Below are 17,115 nucleotides of genomic sequence, written 5' to 3' on the forward strand. Positions count from 1 at the left end.
ACAGTCGCGGAGCTGCCCAAAGTATTTGCAATTGATTGATGATTGAACACCTAAAACTAGATATTCAAGTTCCGGCCAGCATGGCTGGTCGACGTTTAGACCAGGCAGCAGCCGAATTAATTCCCGATTTCTCGCGCGCGCGCCTTCAATCGTGGATCAAAGGGGGCCAGCTCACCCTTAACGGCGCCCCAGCCAAAGCCAAAGAGAAGCTCTTTGGCGGCGAGCTTATCCAGCTTCGCGCAGAGCTGGAACCCCAGGGCAGCTGGGCGGCCCAGGACCTCGACCTGGACATTATGTACGAAGATGACTGCCTGATGGTGGTCAATAAGCCTGCAGGCCTCGTAGTGCACCCCGCTGCCGGCAATCCCGATGGTACTCTGCTCAATGGCCTGCTTTATCACAATCCAGCCCAGGAGCTGATACCGCGTGCCGGCATTGTGCATCGCCTGGACAAAGACACCAGTGGTCTGATGGTTGTGGCCAAGACCCTGGCTGCTCAAGCCCATCTAGTGGATCAATTAAAGCAGAGAACAGTCAGTCGACAGTATGATGCCTTGGTCCAAGGATACATCACCGCAGCAGGCCGTGTTGATGCACCGATTGGTCGGCATCGCCAAAATCGTCTTAAGATGGCTGTTTTGGACTTTGGAGGCAAAGAGGCGATCACCCATTATCGTGTACAGGAGCACTACAGCGCTTACACACTCTTACGCTGTAAACTGGAAACCGGCCGTACTCACCAGATCCGGGTACATATGGCTCATATCAGGCATCCGTTAGTTGGAGATCCACTCTATGGCGGCCGCTCAAAGTTGCCGCCGGAGGCCTCGGCAGATCTCATCAATGCCCTGCAGAGCTTCCCCCGACAGGCGCTCCATGCGGCTGAACTCGCGCTTGTGCATCCTACAAGTGGACAGGAGATGCATTGGTGTGCGCCAATACCGAGGGATATGCGGGCGCTTCTCGAGCAGCTGAGGACAGATGGCTGCTGAGGTGCCAATTGTCAATTCGTGTGGGTACCTGTAGCAGGTTCTCAAGTAGAATTATTCTGAAGAGCAAGATACCTCAATGTCGAGTAACCATTACCTGATACCGAATTGGCCTGCACCTGCCAGGGTGCGGGCTGCGACGACTTTGCGTACTGGCGGCCACAGTGCTGGTGGCTTTTCTTCTTTCAACTTGGCTGCCCATGTAGGAGACCAGGAAGAAGCTGTTGCCGCTAACCGTCTTCAACTGCGGGAGGAGTTGAAGCTCCCATCAGAGCCACAGTGGATGGAGCAAATTCACAGTGACAAGGTAATCGAAGGGAGTAACGACGATCTGGTTCGAACGGCAGACGCATGCTTTAGCTGCAATAATGATGTTGTTTGTGCCGTGCTAACGGCTGACTGCCTACCAGTTCTTCTTTGCGATAACACTGGCACGCGGGTTGCGGCTGTACACGCGGGCTGGCGTGGCTTGGCCGGTGGGGTTTTGCGCAACACTGTGGAGGCAATGGCGTGTGAGACCACAGAAATGATGGCCTGGTTAGGCCCGGCTATTGGTGCAGAAGCCTTTGAAACAGGGATTGATGTCCTGGAAATGTTTTTTGAAAACTCCATGAGTGGTGGGCATACAGGAGCAATTGCCAGCTGCTTCCGTCCACATGTAAAAAAGCCTCTGTACTTCTTGGCTGATATCTACGCCCTTGCCCGGGCAGAATTAGCGGAGATGGGAGTTACCCAAGTGTATGGAGGTGATTTTTGCACAGTGTCAGAACCGGAGAGATTCTTCTCCTATCGTAGGGAGAAAGTAACTGGTCGGATGGCATCACTGATTTGGATGGAAAACCCTTGATAAGGACAGACCTATTACTATGGAGGTAACCTCTGACAAACCATCGGTATTTATTGGGGGTGCTCCTTGAGATTGCAAGGTAGCTATTTTACTAATCTACAAAAAATATAAGAATTTAATTGTCGTTAAAATAATTTACATCGAAAAAATGTCGTGATTGATTTAAATCATTGAAAACCCTTCCTGCGTCCCTATTTTACTTCTCGGCACCACATTAAATGCAAAGTGAAAAATAGCGTCACTATTGCATTGATTCAGAAAAACTGAGTAAAAGAGGTTTCGTTGATGCGAATTGACCGAATGACAAACCCGCTACAGGCGGCATTTGCCGATGCGCAATCCCTGGCGGTAGGGCGTGACCACAATCAGATCTATCCTGAACACCTGATTCTGGCACTGCTCAACCAGAACAACGGCAGTGTGCCCGCATTTCTATCTCAAGCCGGCTTTAACCTCAACGGGTTGCGCAATGATCTCGCAAAGCGGTTGGACAGTCTGCCAAGGGTGACTTCTCCCACTGGCGATGTGGGAATGTCCCAAGAGCTAATGCGACTTATGAACCTCACTGATAAGAGGGCCCAACAAAACGGTGATAGTTTTATTTCGAGTGAGACCGTATTGCTGGCAGCATTTGACTCTGGGGCGGGAGAGATCTCCAAGATCTTAAATGCCAATGGTGACGTTAAACAACTTGAGGCGGCAATTCAAAAAGTGCGCGGCGACGAAAAGGTGGATGACCCCAATGCGGAGGAGGCGCGGCAAGCGCTGGATAAGTATACCCTCGATCTGACCGAGCGTGCCCTGGCAGGCAAGTTAGATCCAGTAATTGGCCGTGATGACGAAATTCGCCGAACGATTCAGGTATTGCAAAGACGCACTAAAAATAACCCTGTGCTTATTGGGGAGCCAGGTGTAGGTAAAACCGCCATTGTTGAAGGGCTTGCCCAACGCATCGTCAATGGCGAGGTGCCGGAGGGACTTAAAGACAAGCGGCTTCTCTCTCTGGACTTGGGAGCCTTGCTGGCTGGAGCAAAATTCCGCGGCGAATTTGAAGAGCGATTAAAGGCTGTGCTCAACGAATTATCCAAGCAGGAAGGACGTATTATTCTCTTTATCGATGAACTCCATACCATGGTGGGCGCTGGTAAAGCTGAGGGGGCAATGGATGCAGGAAATATGTTAAAGCCCGCGCTGGCGCGGGGTGAATTACACTGTGTCGGTGCCACCACTCTGGATGAATATCGCAAGTATATTGAAAAAGATGCAGCGCTTGAGCGGCGTTTCCAAAAAGTATTGGTAGATGAGCCCACTGAAGAGGATACCGTTGCGATTCTGCGCGGGCTAAAAGAACGCTACGAAGTTCACCATGGTGTCGATATCACAGACTCTGCGATCATTGCCGCGACCAAGTTGTCACAGCGCTACATTACCGATCGCCAGCTACCGGATAAAGCAATCGATCTTATTGATGAGGCAGCCAGCCGGATACGGATGGAAATAGATTCCAAACCGGAGTCAATGGATAAATTGGAGCGTCGCTTAATTCAATTAAAGATTGAAAGAGAGGCTGTAAAAAAAGATACAGGTGATGAAGCGACCAAAAAACGACTGTCAAAACTAGAGGATGAAATCCTACAGCTGGAGCGAGAGTATTCGGATCTCGAAGAAGTTTGGAAAGCGGAAAAAGCACAACTTGCTGGCAGCCATGATCTAAAGGAAAAACTTGAGCAGGCCAAGCTGGATATGGAGTCTGCCCGCCGCGCCGGCGATCTTACAAGAATGTCTGAGTTGCAGTATGGGGTCATCCCTCAGCTGGAGCAACAACTTAAAAGTGCCGCTAATGCCGAGGCTTCTGAAGAACCACGTTTGCTGCGCAACCGGGTAACAGATGAGGAAGTGGCTGAAGTCGTTTCCCGTTGGACTGGTATTCCTGTTTCCAAAATGCTTGAAGGGGAGCGGGAGAAGCTCCTTAGGATGGAGGATGAACTGCACAAGAGGGTAATTGGGCAGGGTGAGGCGGTGGATGCTGTTGCTAACGCAGTGCGCCGTTCCAGGGCTGGCCTGGCAGACCCCAATCGACCCAATGGCTCATTTTTATTCCTTGGCCCAACCGGTGTTGGTAAAACTGAATTATGTAAAGCCCTGGCCCAATTCCTCTTTGACACCGAAGATGCCATGGTGAGGATTGATATGTCAGAGTTTATGGAAAAACACTCCGTTGCTCGTTTAATCGGTGCGCCTCCCGGGTATGTAGGGTATGAAGAGGGCGGCTATTTAACTGAGGCAGTTCGGCGCAAACCCTACTCTGTGGTACTTCTGGACGAGGTTGAAAAAGCGCACCCTGATGTATTCAATATTCTCCTGCAGGTGCTTGACGACGGCAGATTGACCGATGGTCAAGGTCGCACGGTGGACTTCCGTAATACAGTTGTTGTAATGACGTCAAACCTGGGGTCCGACTTGATTCAAAAGTTCGCCACAGGAGAAAGTGGAGATGACTTGGATGCTGAAATTCGTTACCGACAGATGAAAAGTGCGGTTATGGAAGTTGTCGGCAACCACTTTAGGCCTGAATTTATTAACCGTATTGATGAGGTTGTCGTCTTTCATCCGCTGGACAAAGCGGAAGTGCGTTCAATTGCGGAGATTCAGCTGCAACAACTATGTAAGCGCCTGACCGAGAGGGACCTGAAGCTAGAGGTTTCTGAAAAGCTGTTGGACAAATTAGCGGAGGTGGGATTTGATCCTGTATATGGTGCCCGTCCGCTAAAACGCGCAATACAGGTTTGGCTGGAGAACCCTCTGGCGCAAGATGTTCTTGCGGGTAAGTTCTCTCCCGGAGCAACGATTCACGCAGATGTTGAGGGGGATAAAGCTGTTTTTCGGTAAATATTCAAAACGGGGCGCAGATATCAGGCGCCCCTGGTTTCCTTCCCAATCGCCAATCCCCCCATATCTATACTCACAAGTGCGCTAATCTGTTTTGCTTGGATTTCTCTACGGCAAGTTATTTTTGCTGTGAGACCTCCAAGTCTATTTCGGTTTTAAGGATTTATTAACGACAGCTTACGGGGGCAGGTATCAGTAAGCGTATGTTGCTAATGCTGCTGGGATGTCTTTTGCTTTTCGGCGGGATTTTTGCTTTCAAGCTATTTGGCAGGCATATGTTGAATCAATTTCTAGACAATATATCCCTGCCAGCGGCTACTGTTACTTCAGCTACTGCGGAGGTTCAATATTGGAAAGAGGACCTGGGCGGTATAGGGACAGTACGGGCTGTTAATGGTGTGGAGGTAACTACTGAAGCTCAGGGAGTTATCAGTGCTATTCACTTCAAGTCCGGGCAATACGTACAGAAAGGAGATCTATTAGCGGAGATATTTGCTGAGCCTGAGAAAGCACAGCTTCAGGTATTGGATGCAGAGCTCCGCTTGGCCCGTCGTAACTATGTTCGTATAAAGGCCCTGCTGGACCGAGGTGTGACAACTGAGTCAGACTTGGATACAGCGCGCAGTACGTTAGATCAGGTTGTAGCAAATATAGAAGTGCAGCGTGCCCGAGTGGACCAGCGTGTGATAGTGGCGCCTTTTAGTGGGGTATTAGGAATTCGACAGATTGATCTCGGGCAGAATGTAAGTCCCGGTGAGGCAGTGGTTTCCCTGCAACAGCTCGACCCTATTTTTGTTGATTTTTCCTTGCCTGAGAAAAATTATGCCACGGTGAAATCGGGGCTGCCTGTTATCCTAATTACAGATGCTTTTCCAGGAAATTCCTATAGGGGAAAAATCACAGCGGTGGACCCCCAAGTAGACAGTGCTAGTCGAAACTTCCTTATCCAAGCAACCCTAAAGAACCCCAAGCAACATTTAAGACCAGGTATGTTTGCCCAGGTATCAGTACAGATTGATGCGCAGAGAAAAGTGCTGGTTATTCCTAGGACGGCTTTGATTTTTGCGCCTTACGGTGTTGCAGTATTCGTACTTGAGCCAGATGAAAATGGTGATCAAATGATTGCTGCCAAGCGATTTGTAAAGACTGGTGAGGAGCGCGGGGACTTGGTAGAGATTACCCAAGGATTACTTGAGGGGGATATTGTTGCAAGTAGTGGCCTGTTAAAACTGAGAAATGGCGAGAGCGCAATAATCAACAATCAAAATCAACCACCAGAAAATGCCAATCCCAAACCGGGGAACAGTTAAATCTGGAATAAATAACTCGTGAATTTCACAGAAATTTTTATTCGAAAACCGGTTTTGGCTTCTGTAGTAAGCCTGTTTATTTTCCTATTGGGTTTGAGATCTCTGACAGAACTAAATGTGCGGCAATATCCTGAGCTTGAAAATGCTGTGATTACCGTAACAACAGTGTATGTCGGTGCAGATTCTGATTTGGTTCAAGGTTTTATAACAACGCCTTTGGAGCAGGAAGTTGCCACGGCTGATGGTATTGATTACATGGTATCCACCAGTGTGCAGGGGCTTTCGACGATCAATATATATGTGAGATTTGACTATGATCCAAATGAAGTTTTAACCCAGGTAGTGGCCAAGGTTAACAAGTTGCGTAGTGAATTGCCCGATGAATCGGAGGACTCCAGTGTAGAGATGCAGCTTGGGGAGACTACAGCTGCTATGTATCTTTCCTTTTCTTCTAATATCCTCGCAAATAATCAGATTACAGATTATTTAACCCGAGAGGTTCAACCAAAATTAGCCACTATCGCTGGAGTTCAAAGGGCGCGGTTATTGGGCGATAGCACTTTTGCGATGAGAGTATGGCTAAAACCAGCTGAAATGGCAGCGCTGGAAGTAACACCGGCAGATATAGCGGATGCATTAAGGGATAATAATATCCTCTCAGCGGTAGGGTCGACAAAGGGAACCCGTGTCGCACTGGAAATCCGGGCGGATACTGATATTGCCCGCCAGTTAGATTTTCGCAAACTGGTTGTTCGCGCCAATGGAGATAAGCTTGTTCGATTAGGTGAAGTGGCAGAGATAGAGTTAGGTGCGGAATCCTATGATAGTTCTGTCACCTTTAATGGACAGTCTGCTACCTTTTTCGCTATTGAAGTGGCACCCGATGCAAACTCTCTTGAAGTTATTAAAAAAGTTCGAGAGGAATTAGAGGGGAAAATTTTCCCTCAGCTGCCCGAGGGTATGTTGGGAGAAATTCCATATGATAGTACTGAGTATATTCAAGATTCCATCGAGGAAGTCGTAAAGACAATTATTGAAGCCGTATTAATTGTTATTCTGGTCATTTATCTGTTTCTTGGATCAGTCCGCAGTGTTTTGATTCCGGCAATTGCATTACCCTTATCTCTCGTTGGGGCACTTTTCTTAATGCTGCTAATGGGCTTTTCCATAAACTTACTGACATTATTGAGTATGGTTTTAGCCATTGGAATTGTTGTTGATGATGCCATTATTGTTTTGGAGAACGTCCACCGACATATTGAAGAGGGCTTGTCACCAAGAAATGCAGCTATCGTTGGGGCTCGTGAGTTAGCATGGCCTGTAGTCGCTATGACCACTACATTAATTGCAGTTTATATTCCCATAGGTTTTCTCGGTGGTTTAACAGGAACGCTATTTATCGAGTTTGCATTTTCGCTGGCGGGGGCGGTGCTGTTGTCCGGGGTGGTGGCCCTTACTCTCTCACCAATGATGGCATCTAGAATTTTAAAACCGCGTGATGGGGGAGGGACCCGACTCGAAATATGGCTGGAGCGTCAGTTCGGGAGGCTGCAAGTGAGTTTTGAGCGGGCGCTACATGCGTCACTTGATGAGCGCCGTGTGATTTTGGTTTTTGGCTTGATTGTATTGGTAAGCTGTTATTTTCTGTTTGTCACCTCCCCCCAAGAGCTTGAGCCCACAGAGGACCGAGGACTGGTTCTAACTATCTCCACAGCAGATGCTTATGCAACTTTGGATTATGTAGAACAGTATAGTGGTGAGCTCAATGTGATAGCCGAGCGATTTACTGAGGTTGAGAATATTTTCTTACTCAATGGAATCGGAACTTTTTCCAGTGGTGTGAACAATGCGGTGGCAGGTTTTGTTTTGGCCCCCTGGGAAAACAGGAGCCGTGATACAGAGGATATGCAAGAACTAATTAGTAATGATGTCCAGCAAATTGCTGGGTTAAAAGTGGCAGTCGTTGTCCCCCCAAGTCTGCCTACTGCCGGAGGGCAACTGCCAGTAGAGTTTGTTATTGGTGCAACCGAGCCTATGGAAAACCTGGCGGCGGTAGCCAGTGAAATTATGTCTAAAGCCCTCGAGAGCAGAAAATTTATTTTTTTGGATTCTGATTTAAAGATTGATAAGCCCAAGGTGGTTATTGAAATTGATCGAGACAAGGCGGCTACCATGGGTGTACAGATGGTGGACTTGAGTCGCGACCTGGGGGCCATGCTGTCCGGTGCTTATGTTAATCGTTTTTCCTTAGACAATCGTAGTTACAAGGTGATACCGCAGGTAGAAAGGGTAGATCGCCTGACTCCGGCCCAATTAGAACAATATTATATTCGTGCAGTTAATGGAAACCTGGTTCCGGTGAGTACTTTGATAAAGCTCAAAGAAACGGTTGAGCCACAGCAGCTTAAACGTTTTCAACAATTAAATGCTGTCACTATTTCTGGTGTACCGCGTCCCGGTATTACATTGGGTGAGGCTTTGTTGGTATTGGAAAATGCCGCTAACGATATTTTGCCGGTCGGGTACTCTGTTGATTATTCGGGGCAGTCCAGGCAGTTTAAAACAGAGGGGTCGGACCTGGTAATAACTTTTTTCTTTGCTCTGATTGTGATTTACCTGGTGTTAGCAGCGCAATTTGAATCCTGGCGAGACCCGCTGATTATGTTGGTTACGGTACCAATGAGTGTTTGCGGTGCAATGATTTTTGTCAGTCTGGGATTGACGACTCTAAATATTTATACACAAGTGGGGCTGGTTACATTGATCGGGGTAATTTCCAAGCATGGTATTCTAATTGTTGAGTTTGCCAACAAATTACAACTTTCAGGGCTCGATAAACGATCAGCTATTGAGCAAGCTACATCAATCCGCTTGCGGCCAATCTTGATGACTACGGCATCTCTGGTTCTGGCGATGGTCCCCCTGTTAATCGCTTCGGGGCCAGGGGGAGGAGCGCGCTTTGCAATGGGCCTGGTAGTTGCTACCGGCATGACAATTGGAACTTTGTTTACTTTATTTGTCGTGCCGGCGATGTATATGTATTTGGGGCGGGACTTTGAAGTTAAGGGTGTTGTGGCCTCGTAACCACCCTCTCATTTTTTACGCTTCAAAGATATTCCTGCCGGAATTACTGCGGCGAAATTCAGAAGGTGTGACCCCCTCATGCTTTTTGAAGAAACGTGTAAATACTGCTCGTTCGGCAAAATGAAGTTGTACCGCGATACTTTCCACTGAGTCATTGGTTGACAGAAGAAGGTGCTTGGTCAAAGAGAGCGTGACGCCATCTTTTAGCTGCTGAAAGGTTACTCCTTGTTCTCTCAGTCTGCGCTGCAAGGTTCTGCCGCTGGTACGGAAATATGTAGCGGCTTGTTTGATGGTAATTTCTTCCTTGAGCAGATGCTTTTCAAGCCAGGCACGCAAGCTCGCTGCCAGGTTGTAACTGGTCAAAGTATTGTGTAATACCGCCTTTAAGATATTGCGACTTTGGCTGCGGAGAATCTTATGGTAACTGGGAATTGGAAAGTCCAGAATTTGGGAGCCCAGGATTATCGCATTTTCATTGGCTGAAAACTCGATCGGACACTGGAATATTCTCTTGTGGATTGAGTCATCCTCTGGTTGCTCACCACGCAGTTTTAACCCCTGAACCTCTGGAAATTTCGGGTTTAAGGTACGTAACAGGTCTACCCCGCGACTCATCAGCATTTCAGCAATAAAATGATTGACTGGAGCACTGAATAGCTCTTGTTGCCAGTTGAGTGTAAGTACCTCTGCATCTCCTTCCTGGTAAGTTTGAAAACGCAGCAGGGGTGCCAAGGTTTGTGAAAGTACGATTTCGGCAGGGCGAAAAATCTCCCTCGGCCGTCTCAATGAGGGCTGAGCTTCAATAATAGTTTCTTCAAGCCAGAGCATAATCGGAAAGCGGCTAAAGCTGAGACCCGGTGAGGTAACAGGGGATAGCGCCAATATGCTTTCAATCAAGGCATTGAATTCACTGTAGTTAAGCCACTCACTCTCCGCTGGGTTCCAGCTAAATGAGAATGGCAATCGCTCAATTAGTGTCTCTGTGGGGATACCGAGCCTGGCTGCGGCAACCACAAAGTAGGGTGCAAATATTTTGGGCACGCCGGCAGAGCCGGACATATTTTTATTTTGGTCTCTCATGACTTACTGCCGTCCGGGTGGCGTTGTCGGCATCATAGCAAAGGCGCCTCAAACCTCGAATACTATTTGAGAAATATGACGAATTGGTCGCTTCACGTGGCGGATTCAACCCCCCTCTGGCGCCATTAATCCTATTCTCAAACAGAGCCTAGAGGATAAGTTTTATTGGTCTGCAGTACATTGCGTTATTCAGATAATTAAAACTCTTCGGTCACAAGAGTTGCCACTTACTAAAACAATAAAGGAAAACAACAATGGCACTGTCTAAAAGGCTGGGTTCAGGCCTGTCTATTTTTTTCTCAGCGATAATTGGCGCTTCATCAGCGGTGGCGGAAAACTGCTATATCCTAGTTCATGGACATGGAGTCGAAGGGCATACAACAAGCGTAAATAGTAATGGGAGTTTAGTGCAGCCAGCATTGGATTATTGGAGCGAGGCGGTTTTTGACGAATATTCCAATAGCGATTTTATTCAGCAGTTGCTGGTTGATGGCGGCAACTACGGCGTTGTCGGATACAACTCAACGGATGAAGGCGAATACCCCTACTGGCATGACGAGACAGCCGGCGAAATTGCTCGTCAAATTATAGAGATCCGCTCAGGTCAGGGGGATCGGTTTGAACACGACAGCCAGTGTTCGGCAGAGGACACTTTCTGGATTATTTCCCACAGCCAGGGCGCCGCGCAAATGATGTATATCGCCGGTAATGCTGTTGAGGGGTCGCCCTACTACAATCGCGCCTATAACCAGTTCGATACCAATACAGAAATTCAAGAAGTAAAAAAATGTTCCACAACCTGGTATGGCAGTAAATCCTGTAAAACAGTTGAAGAGGAAGTCCGAGTTGCCGGGCTCAATGATAGCTACGCAGTGAGTGTCGATTTTGATTCGGCGATCAGCGGTGTTGCTGCGATATTTACCACGGGAGGTGCAATTACCGGTACCGAGGGCGTTGATCGGATATGTAATGGCAGTTGGTATGACGATTTGGTCAATGCACTGTTTCTGGGACGTGAATGTTCTGCGGTTCGCTATATGCAGACCAATGATGTTTATACCGTGAGAAATTATGTGGGTACGAATCTCGGTGCGCCAGTCTATAGCATTGGGGGCTATGCAGGCTTCCCAGGTATAGAAAGTGCTACCTCCATGCTGCTGAATGGTGAGGACGACGGTTATATTAATTTGGCTTCGCAAATGAATTGTTCCGGGTCTGCCAAACGCAACCTATGGTCAAACCTCAAAGAATATGAAACCCTGTTTGGCGTAGCTTACGGCAGCGCAATATTTTCCTGCGACAACGACAGTAAAGGTACCGCCCGATCTTACAATCTGGCCAGTATCTACACGGATCATGATGCGCAGCGTAATGGTGGCATTCTATCCCCAGACTACGATTCCATTCCCGATGGGTTGGATTGTGGCTCAGGTAAGAATAGCGCGGGAAGAATCTCAGCCTGCACAAATTAACAAAAAAATAAACGGCTTCGGGGGTATTGATGTCCACATCAATCAAAGATCGATCAAAGGTCCGGCTGGCAGTCTGGGGTGTTGCAGTCATAGTTGCCGGGCTGGTGGGCTACTGGGCCCTGGTAGGCAGTGATGAGGTGACGCCCACTGTTGTTGCCAAAGCTAAAGCTGAGGAGCGATCTATCCGGAGCCATAACCCAGATACTATAGAGCCGGCGGAACCAGAGCAGGAGGAAGAGGGGCAATCGGTAAGGCTCTGGAAGGAAATCCAGTCATTGCCCAACAAAACTGAGTTGCATGAGTCCCTGCTCTCAGACATGGCTCGCTTCCATCGCTACCCCCCAGAAAACAGGGCGATTAAAACTCCAGAGCAGGACCCTATTACCCAGACATTCGCTGTGGATGAAAGAACCACTCACAGTGAGGAAGGGGATTCGCTGACTCTGTGGACGGATGAAAAGTTCTATTTGCGTGGCGACATCATACGGGTCTTTGCTTATCAGGCCGACAGTGATGGAGACCGGGTCAGCGCTGAGTTGACTGCACTGCTGGTTTACGAGGATCAAGAGGTGGTGGGCACTTTGGCCTTCAGTGATTCCGATGGAGACTTAATCTATGAAGTGCTGATGGAGGCGGGCTCCTTTAATGGCCAGGCACTGGAAGCTGGGATCTTCAAAGTCATTGTCGACACTGATATTGACGGCCTCCGCGATGCAGCAGCCTTTACTCTTTCTGAGGATACGGGAAGCTATACAGGATCTTTGCGAGATTCTGTTACTGCCGATGGCAATTTGCTCATTGAGGCGGAAGTCGAGATTAGCAGGGATGGGCGGTATTATTTTCAGGGCTCCCTGTATAACGATGATCAATCCCCGATAGGTACAACGCAAAATGCTTTTGAATTAACGGTGGGGCGGCACTGGGTTCCCTTGGAATTTTACGGACTACTGATTCGTGATGCCGGGCAGGACGGCCCATATCTGGTAAAACAACTGAGTATCGCCAGGGTAACGGTGCCTATGGCCAGGGATAGTGCTTTTGAACCAGGCTATTACACTGAGCGCTACAGCCTGGATCAATTTACTGATATTCCCTACCGGGAGTTGTAGGGGTAGTTAGGATCTAACAGTTATTTAGGATACGTTGTTGAGCGGTAGATATACGTTGCTGCCGCTCATCCTCTGATAATCTTCTATGATTTCCGTTTTGGTCGACTTCACTAATACGAGAGTGAGCATTTAAAGAATTCAGAGACTTCCTTGCGGATTCACAACGTCTGGCGCGCAGTGCAGCTTCCAGTTGGGCAGTTTTCTGCTGTTCTTGCTGGTGTAAGTCTGGTTGCTTTTCGGGCTGCTTCGCTGGTGCGGGTTTTGGCTGTTCTACAGGCTTTTGGGAGCTTAAGGCCTCCTGTTCAGCCTCCCATTTTTTATAGCGCTCCGACTTGGGCTTCTTGATTACGTCCACCTGGGCATTGCCTGGAGGTTGCTCACCAAAGTGGACTACACCATCCTCATCCACCCACTTATAGATACCACTGGCGTGAACGGTCGTGGCTGTAACTGCAATCAGTAGCGACAGTAAGATGCGCATGGTGCTTACCCCTTATGTTGGTATTCCTTCCGTTTCCCCATTGTACCGATACTGGCGGGTTTTCCTGTAACTGTCTTAACACTTTCATGAACGCCTATTGACAGCCAGGGCTCAATTGGCAAAATCGGGGGTTTACTCAGTGGCTAGATCTCACCGCACACCCGTGGTTTTGAGTCTAACCCTGGTGGGACACCCCCCATCGAAATTCCGCTGAGTGGCCCTCCTCACCCCTGGAGGCCTGCTAATCCTGTAGTGAACTTGTGTAGCTTTACTCAGGCTTAGGTGTTTATGCGCGATCAGTTCATCCTAAAAATCGGCAGTTAAACACGCAACAGGCTGATATTTGTCACCATTTTCCCCTATAATTGCTGTCTGGCATTCTCGCCAATCGGCGTTTTATACGTTCTCTGGTGATGGCTATCCTACGAAACAGGAAAATTGAGGAGACTCAAGTGGAATTACTTTCCGGCGGCGATATGTTGGTTCGCGCGCTGCAGGATGAAGGGGTGGATCTGATTTTTGGATACCCGGGCGGCTCAGCGTTGCATATCTATGATGCTATTTTTCGACAGAAGTCGATTAAGCATGTTCTCGTGCGCCACGAGCAGGGTGCGACCCATGCTGCCGATGGCTATGCACGGTCTACTGGTAAGGCGGGTGTAGTGCTGGTGACATCTGGTCCTGGTGCTACCAACGCGATTACCGGTATCGCAACTGCCTATATGGATTCTATTCCCATGGTGGTGATATCCGGTCAGGTGCCCAGGGATAAGATCGGTGAGGATGCGTTCCAGGAGACGGATATGGTCGGCTGCTCCCGGCCGATCGTAAAACACAGCTTTTTGGTCAAGAATGCGGAAGATATTCCCACGGTCGTAAAAAAAGCTTTTTTTATTGCCAATACGGGCCGTCCAGGCCCGGTAGTCATCGATATCCCGAAAGATGTCACCAACCCGGCAGAGAGGTTTCCTTACCGTTATCCAGAAAAATTGCGGATGCGCTCCTATACACCTGCCGGTAAAGGGCATAGTGGCCAGATACGCAAAGCCGTAGCAATGCTGCTCTCTGCTCGTCGCCCGGTAATTTATGCCGGTGGGGGGGTAGTACAGGGCGATGGTGCTGAGCTGCTCACTGAATTGGCAAAAAAGCTGAATTATCCGGTGACCAATACTTTGATGGGGCTCGGAGCATTTCCAGGTAGTGACCGGCGTTTTCTCGGTATGCTCGGAATGCACGGCACCTTTGAAGCCAATACGGCAATGCACCATGCCGATGTGATTTTGGCCGTGGGCGCGCGTTTTGATGATCGGGTCACAAACACACCTGGCAAATTTTGCCCAGGGGCCAAAATTATCCACATTGATGTCGATCCGGCATCAATTTCTAAAACGATTGTTGCCGATATCCCGATTGTGGGAACGGTTCAGGCGGTCCTCAGGGAAATGCTTGAAGCGCTTAAAGCCAATGATGAGCAACCGGATCACTCTGCAATAGTAGATTGGTGGCGTCAGATCGACGATTGGCGTGAGCGCCACGGCTTGTACGCGGCCCCCCGTTATCAGACCAATGGTGCCCTGATAATGCCGCAGGATGTAATCAAGGCGGTGTATGACATTACCGAGGGTGATGCATTTGTTACCTCCGATGTAGGACAGCATCAGATGTTCGCTGCGCAGTATTACCTCTTTGATAAACCTCGTCGCTGGATTAACTCCGGTGGGTTGGGAACCATGGGTTTCGGCTTGCCGGCGGCCTTGGGGGTGAAAATAGCTCATCCAGACAAAGAGGTTGTGTGCGTAACTGGTGAAGGGAGTATCCAGATGTGTATTCAGGAGCTCTCTACAGCTACCCAGTATCATCTGCCCGTAAAAATCCTCTGCCTTAACAATCAGGCCCTCGGTATGGTGAAGCAGTGGCAGGAGATGCAATACGAAGGGCGCCTTTCCAATAGTGTTTATGAAGAGTCGCTACCTGACTTCGTGAAACTCGCTGAGGCTTACGGCCATGTCGGGGTGAAAGTGGAGCGGCGTGAAGATCTTCACAATAAGTTGCAAGAGGCATTTGCAATTAAAGATCGCACTGTATTTATCGATGTTTACGTCGACCCATCCGAGCATGTCTATCCCATGCAAGTGATGCCGAACGGCTCCATGCGTGACATGTGGCTGAGCAAAACCGAGCGAACTTAAAGGGTAGGGCGATGCGTAGAATAATTTCGGTTCTGATGGAGAACGAGCCCGGGGCTTTGTCCCGCGTAGTTGGTCTGTTTTCCCAGCGTGGTTATAACATTGAAAGCCTCACTGTGGCGCCTACTGAGGATGCGACTTTGTCGCGCCTCACACTGGTGACAATTGGTGATGATCACAAGATTGAGCAAATTACCAAAAATCTAAACAAGCTTATCGATGTTGTGAAATTGGTAGACCTCACAGAGGGCTCGCATATTGAGCGGGAATTGCTGCTGGTGAAAGTGCGAGCCAATGGTGCCCAGCGCGATGAAGTGAAACGCAGTGTCGACATTTTTCGCGGACAGATTGTCGATGTCACCAGCAGTATGTACACGGTTCAGGTGGCTGGAACTGGTGAAAAAATTGATGCGTTCCTCCAGGCATTGGGGGAGCACACAATTATGGAAGTGGTGCGGTCCGGGGTCTCCGGGATTGCCCGCGGTGAAAAAGTATTAAGTGTATAGAGTAAAAGAACAGGAACTGAGCGATGCAAGTTTATTACGATAAAGATTGTGACCTTTCTTTGATCCAGGGAAAAACAGTTGCGATTATCGGTTACGGGTCTCAAGGTCATGCCCATGCCAACAACCTGAAAGACTCTGGTGTAGCGAATGTTGTTGTTGGCTTGCGCGAGGGGTCTGCCTCCTGGAAGAAGGCTGAAGACGCGGGCCTGAAAGTGGCGGAAGTTGTTGATGCGGTTAAAGATGCCGATGTAGTGATGATTCTTGCGCCTGATGAATACCAGGCGAATATTTATAAGGATCAAATTGCTCCAAATCTTAAATCGGGCGCGGCCCTGGCTTTCGCTCATGGTTTTAATGTGCATTTCGAACTGATTGAGCCGCCTTCAGATGTCGATGTGATTATGATTGCCCCTAAAGGCCCTGGCCACACTGTTCGTTCGACTTACCTTGAAGGGGGCGGTGTGCCCACATTGATTGCGGTTTATCAGGATGCGACTGGTAAAGCAAAAAATTTGGCGCTTTCTTATGCTTCAGCCAATGGTGGCGGCCGCTCAGGCATTATTGAAACCAACTTCCGCGAAGAGACTGAGACAGATCTTTTTGGTGAGCAGGCTGTGCTCTGTGGGGGTGTTTCCGCACTGGTAACTGCTGGTTTTGAGACTCTGGTAGAAGCTGGGTATGCCCCGGAAATGGCGTATTTTGAGTGCTTGCATGAATTGAAGCTAATTGTCGACCTGATGTATCAGGGGGGCATTGCCGATATGCGCTACTCTATTTCCAATACTGCTGAGTATGGCGACTACGTTACAGGCCCGCGTATTGTCACGGATGAAACCAAGGCGGAAATGAAGCGGGTTCTTAAAGATATTCAAACCGGAAAGTTTGCCAAAGACTTTATGCTTGAGTCACTGGCGGGGCAGCCGCGCTTGAAGGCGGAGCGCCGCATTGGCAGTGAACATGGAATTGAGCAGGTGGGAGCAAAGCTCCGCGCTATGATGCCGTGGATCAAGGCGAATAAGATTATTGATCGCACTGAAGGTAATAGCTGACCTGAGGTGTAGAAAAACGGCAGGGGTGACCCTGCCGTTTTTTTTTGCTCTGGGCTCAGGCGGTAAATTGGCGTTAAACTCGCTGACTGCACAATGCATCAATGGAGAGTATA

At 48.8% G+C, this 17,115-nt stretch carries 13 protein-coding genes (1 of these 13 cut by a window edge); 11 read left to right on the plus strand and 2 right to left on the minus strand.

The annotated features are described in order from the left end of the window. Positions 1–38 precede the first annotated feature (38 nt). The 5 genes from rluD to BTJ40_RS03060 all read left to right on the plus strand — a co-directional run bounded on the left by rluD (position 39) and on the right by BTJ40_RS03060 (position 9,119). Complete coding sequence (gene rluD, locus BTJ40_RS03040) at positions 39–992, plus strand: 23S rRNA pseudouridine(1911/1915/1917) synthase RluD (protein WP_108731711.1); 954 nt, start codon at positions 39–41, stop codon at positions 990–992. Positions 993–1,068: 76 nt separating this feature from the next. Further along, entirely contained in the window at positions 1,069–1,836 is a 768-nt protein-coding gene (gene pgeF / locus BTJ40_RS03045; RefSeq protein WP_108731712.1) for a peptidoglycan editing factor PgeF, read from the plus strand. Between the two features lie 285 nt (positions 1,837–2,121). Next, complete coding sequence (clpB, locus tag BTJ40_RS03050; RefSeq protein ID WP_108731713.1) at positions 2,122–4,725, plus strand: ATP-dependent chaperone ClpB; 2,604 nt, start codon at positions 2,122–2,124, stop codon at positions 4,723–4,725. Positions 4,726–5,000: 275 nt separating this feature from the next. Then, the gene (locus BTJ40_RS03055) at positions 5,001–6,035 is read left to right on the plus strand and encodes an efflux RND transporter periplasmic adaptor subunit (RefSeq protein WP_238152117.1); all 1,035 of its coding nucleotides are present in this window, start codon (positions 5,001–5,003) and stop codon (positions 6,033–6,035) included. A gap of 18 nt (positions 6,036–6,053) precedes the next feature. Beyond that, entirely contained in the window at positions 6,054–9,119 is a 3,066-nt protein-coding gene (locus BTJ40_RS03060; RefSeq protein ID WP_108731715.1) for an efflux RND transporter permease subunit, read from the plus strand. A gap of 15 nt (positions 9,120–9,134) precedes the next feature. Here the strand turns inward: BTJ40_RS03060 and BTJ40_RS03065 are convergent, their stop codons facing one another. Beyond that, entirely contained in the window at positions 9,135–10,199 is a 1,065-nt protein-coding gene (locus BTJ40_RS03065) for an AraC family transcriptional regulator (protein WP_108731716.1), read from the minus strand. Positions 10,200–10,453: 254 nt separating this feature from the next. Here BTJ40_RS03065 and BTJ40_RS03070 point away from each other — a divergent pair, with 254 nt between their 5' ends. Beyond that, positions 10,454–11,671, plus strand: coding sequence for a hypothetical protein (locus tag BTJ40_RS03070; protein ID WP_108731717.1), 1,218 nt, complete (start codon positions 10,454–10,456; stop codon positions 11,669–11,671). Between the two features lie 29 nt (positions 11,672–11,700). Further along, positions 11,701–12,780: a hypothetical protein gene (locus BTJ40_RS03075; protein ID WP_108731718.1), complete on the plus strand. Its 1,080-nt coding sequence runs from the start codon at positions 11,701–11,703 to the stop codon at positions 12,778–12,780. A gap of 13 nt (positions 12,781–12,793) precedes the next feature. Here the strand turns inward: BTJ40_RS03075 and BTJ40_RS03080 are convergent, their stop codons facing one another. Further along, positions 12,794–13,261, minus strand: coding sequence for a DUF4124 domain-containing protein (locus BTJ40_RS03080; protein ID WP_108731719.1), 468 nt, complete (start codon positions 13,259–13,261; stop codon positions 12,794–12,796). A 452-nt stretch (positions 13,262–13,713) separates the two neighbouring features. Between BTJ40_RS03080 and BTJ40_RS03085 the strand changes: the two genes are divergently transcribed. From BTJ40_RS03085 to pssA, 4 genes are all read left to right on the plus strand, one after another. Then, positions 13,714–15,450 carry an acetolactate synthase 3 large subunit gene (locus BTJ40_RS03085; RefSeq protein ID WP_108731720.1) on the plus strand — a complete coding sequence of 579 codons (1,737 nt, stop codon included), beginning with the start codon at positions 13,714–13,716 and terminating at the stop codon, positions 15,448–15,450. A gap of 11 nt (positions 15,451–15,461) precedes the next feature. Further along, complete coding sequence (ilvN, locus tag BTJ40_RS03090) at positions 15,462–15,953, plus strand: acetolactate synthase small subunit (protein WP_108731721.1); 492 nt, start codon at positions 15,462–15,464, stop codon at positions 15,951–15,953. 23 nt (positions 15,954–15,976) lie between these two features. After that, positions 15,977–17,002 (plus strand): ketol-acid reductoisomerase, encoded by a 1,026-nt coding sequence (gene ilvC / locus BTJ40_RS03095; RefSeq protein WP_108731722.1) that lies wholly within the window; start codon positions 15,977–15,979, stop codon positions 17,000–17,002. 112 nt (positions 17,003–17,114) lie between these two features. Continuing rightward, on the plus strand, position 17,115 holds a 1-nt sliver of the coding sequence (pssA, locus tag BTJ40_RS03100; RefSeq protein ID WP_108735151.1) for a CDP-diacylglycerol--serine O-phosphatidyltransferase. It continues 875 nt past the right edge of the window; only 1 of the gene's 876 nt is visible here; its start codon straddles the right edge of the window (only 1 of its three bases is visible, at position 17,115); the stop codon falls past the right edge of the window.

Origin of the sequence: Microbulbifer sp. A4B17 (assembly GCF_003076275.1) — a bacterium.
Taxonomy (GTDB): domain Bacteria; phylum Pseudomonadota; class Gammaproteobacteria; order Pseudomonadales; family Cellvibrionaceae; genus Microbulbifer.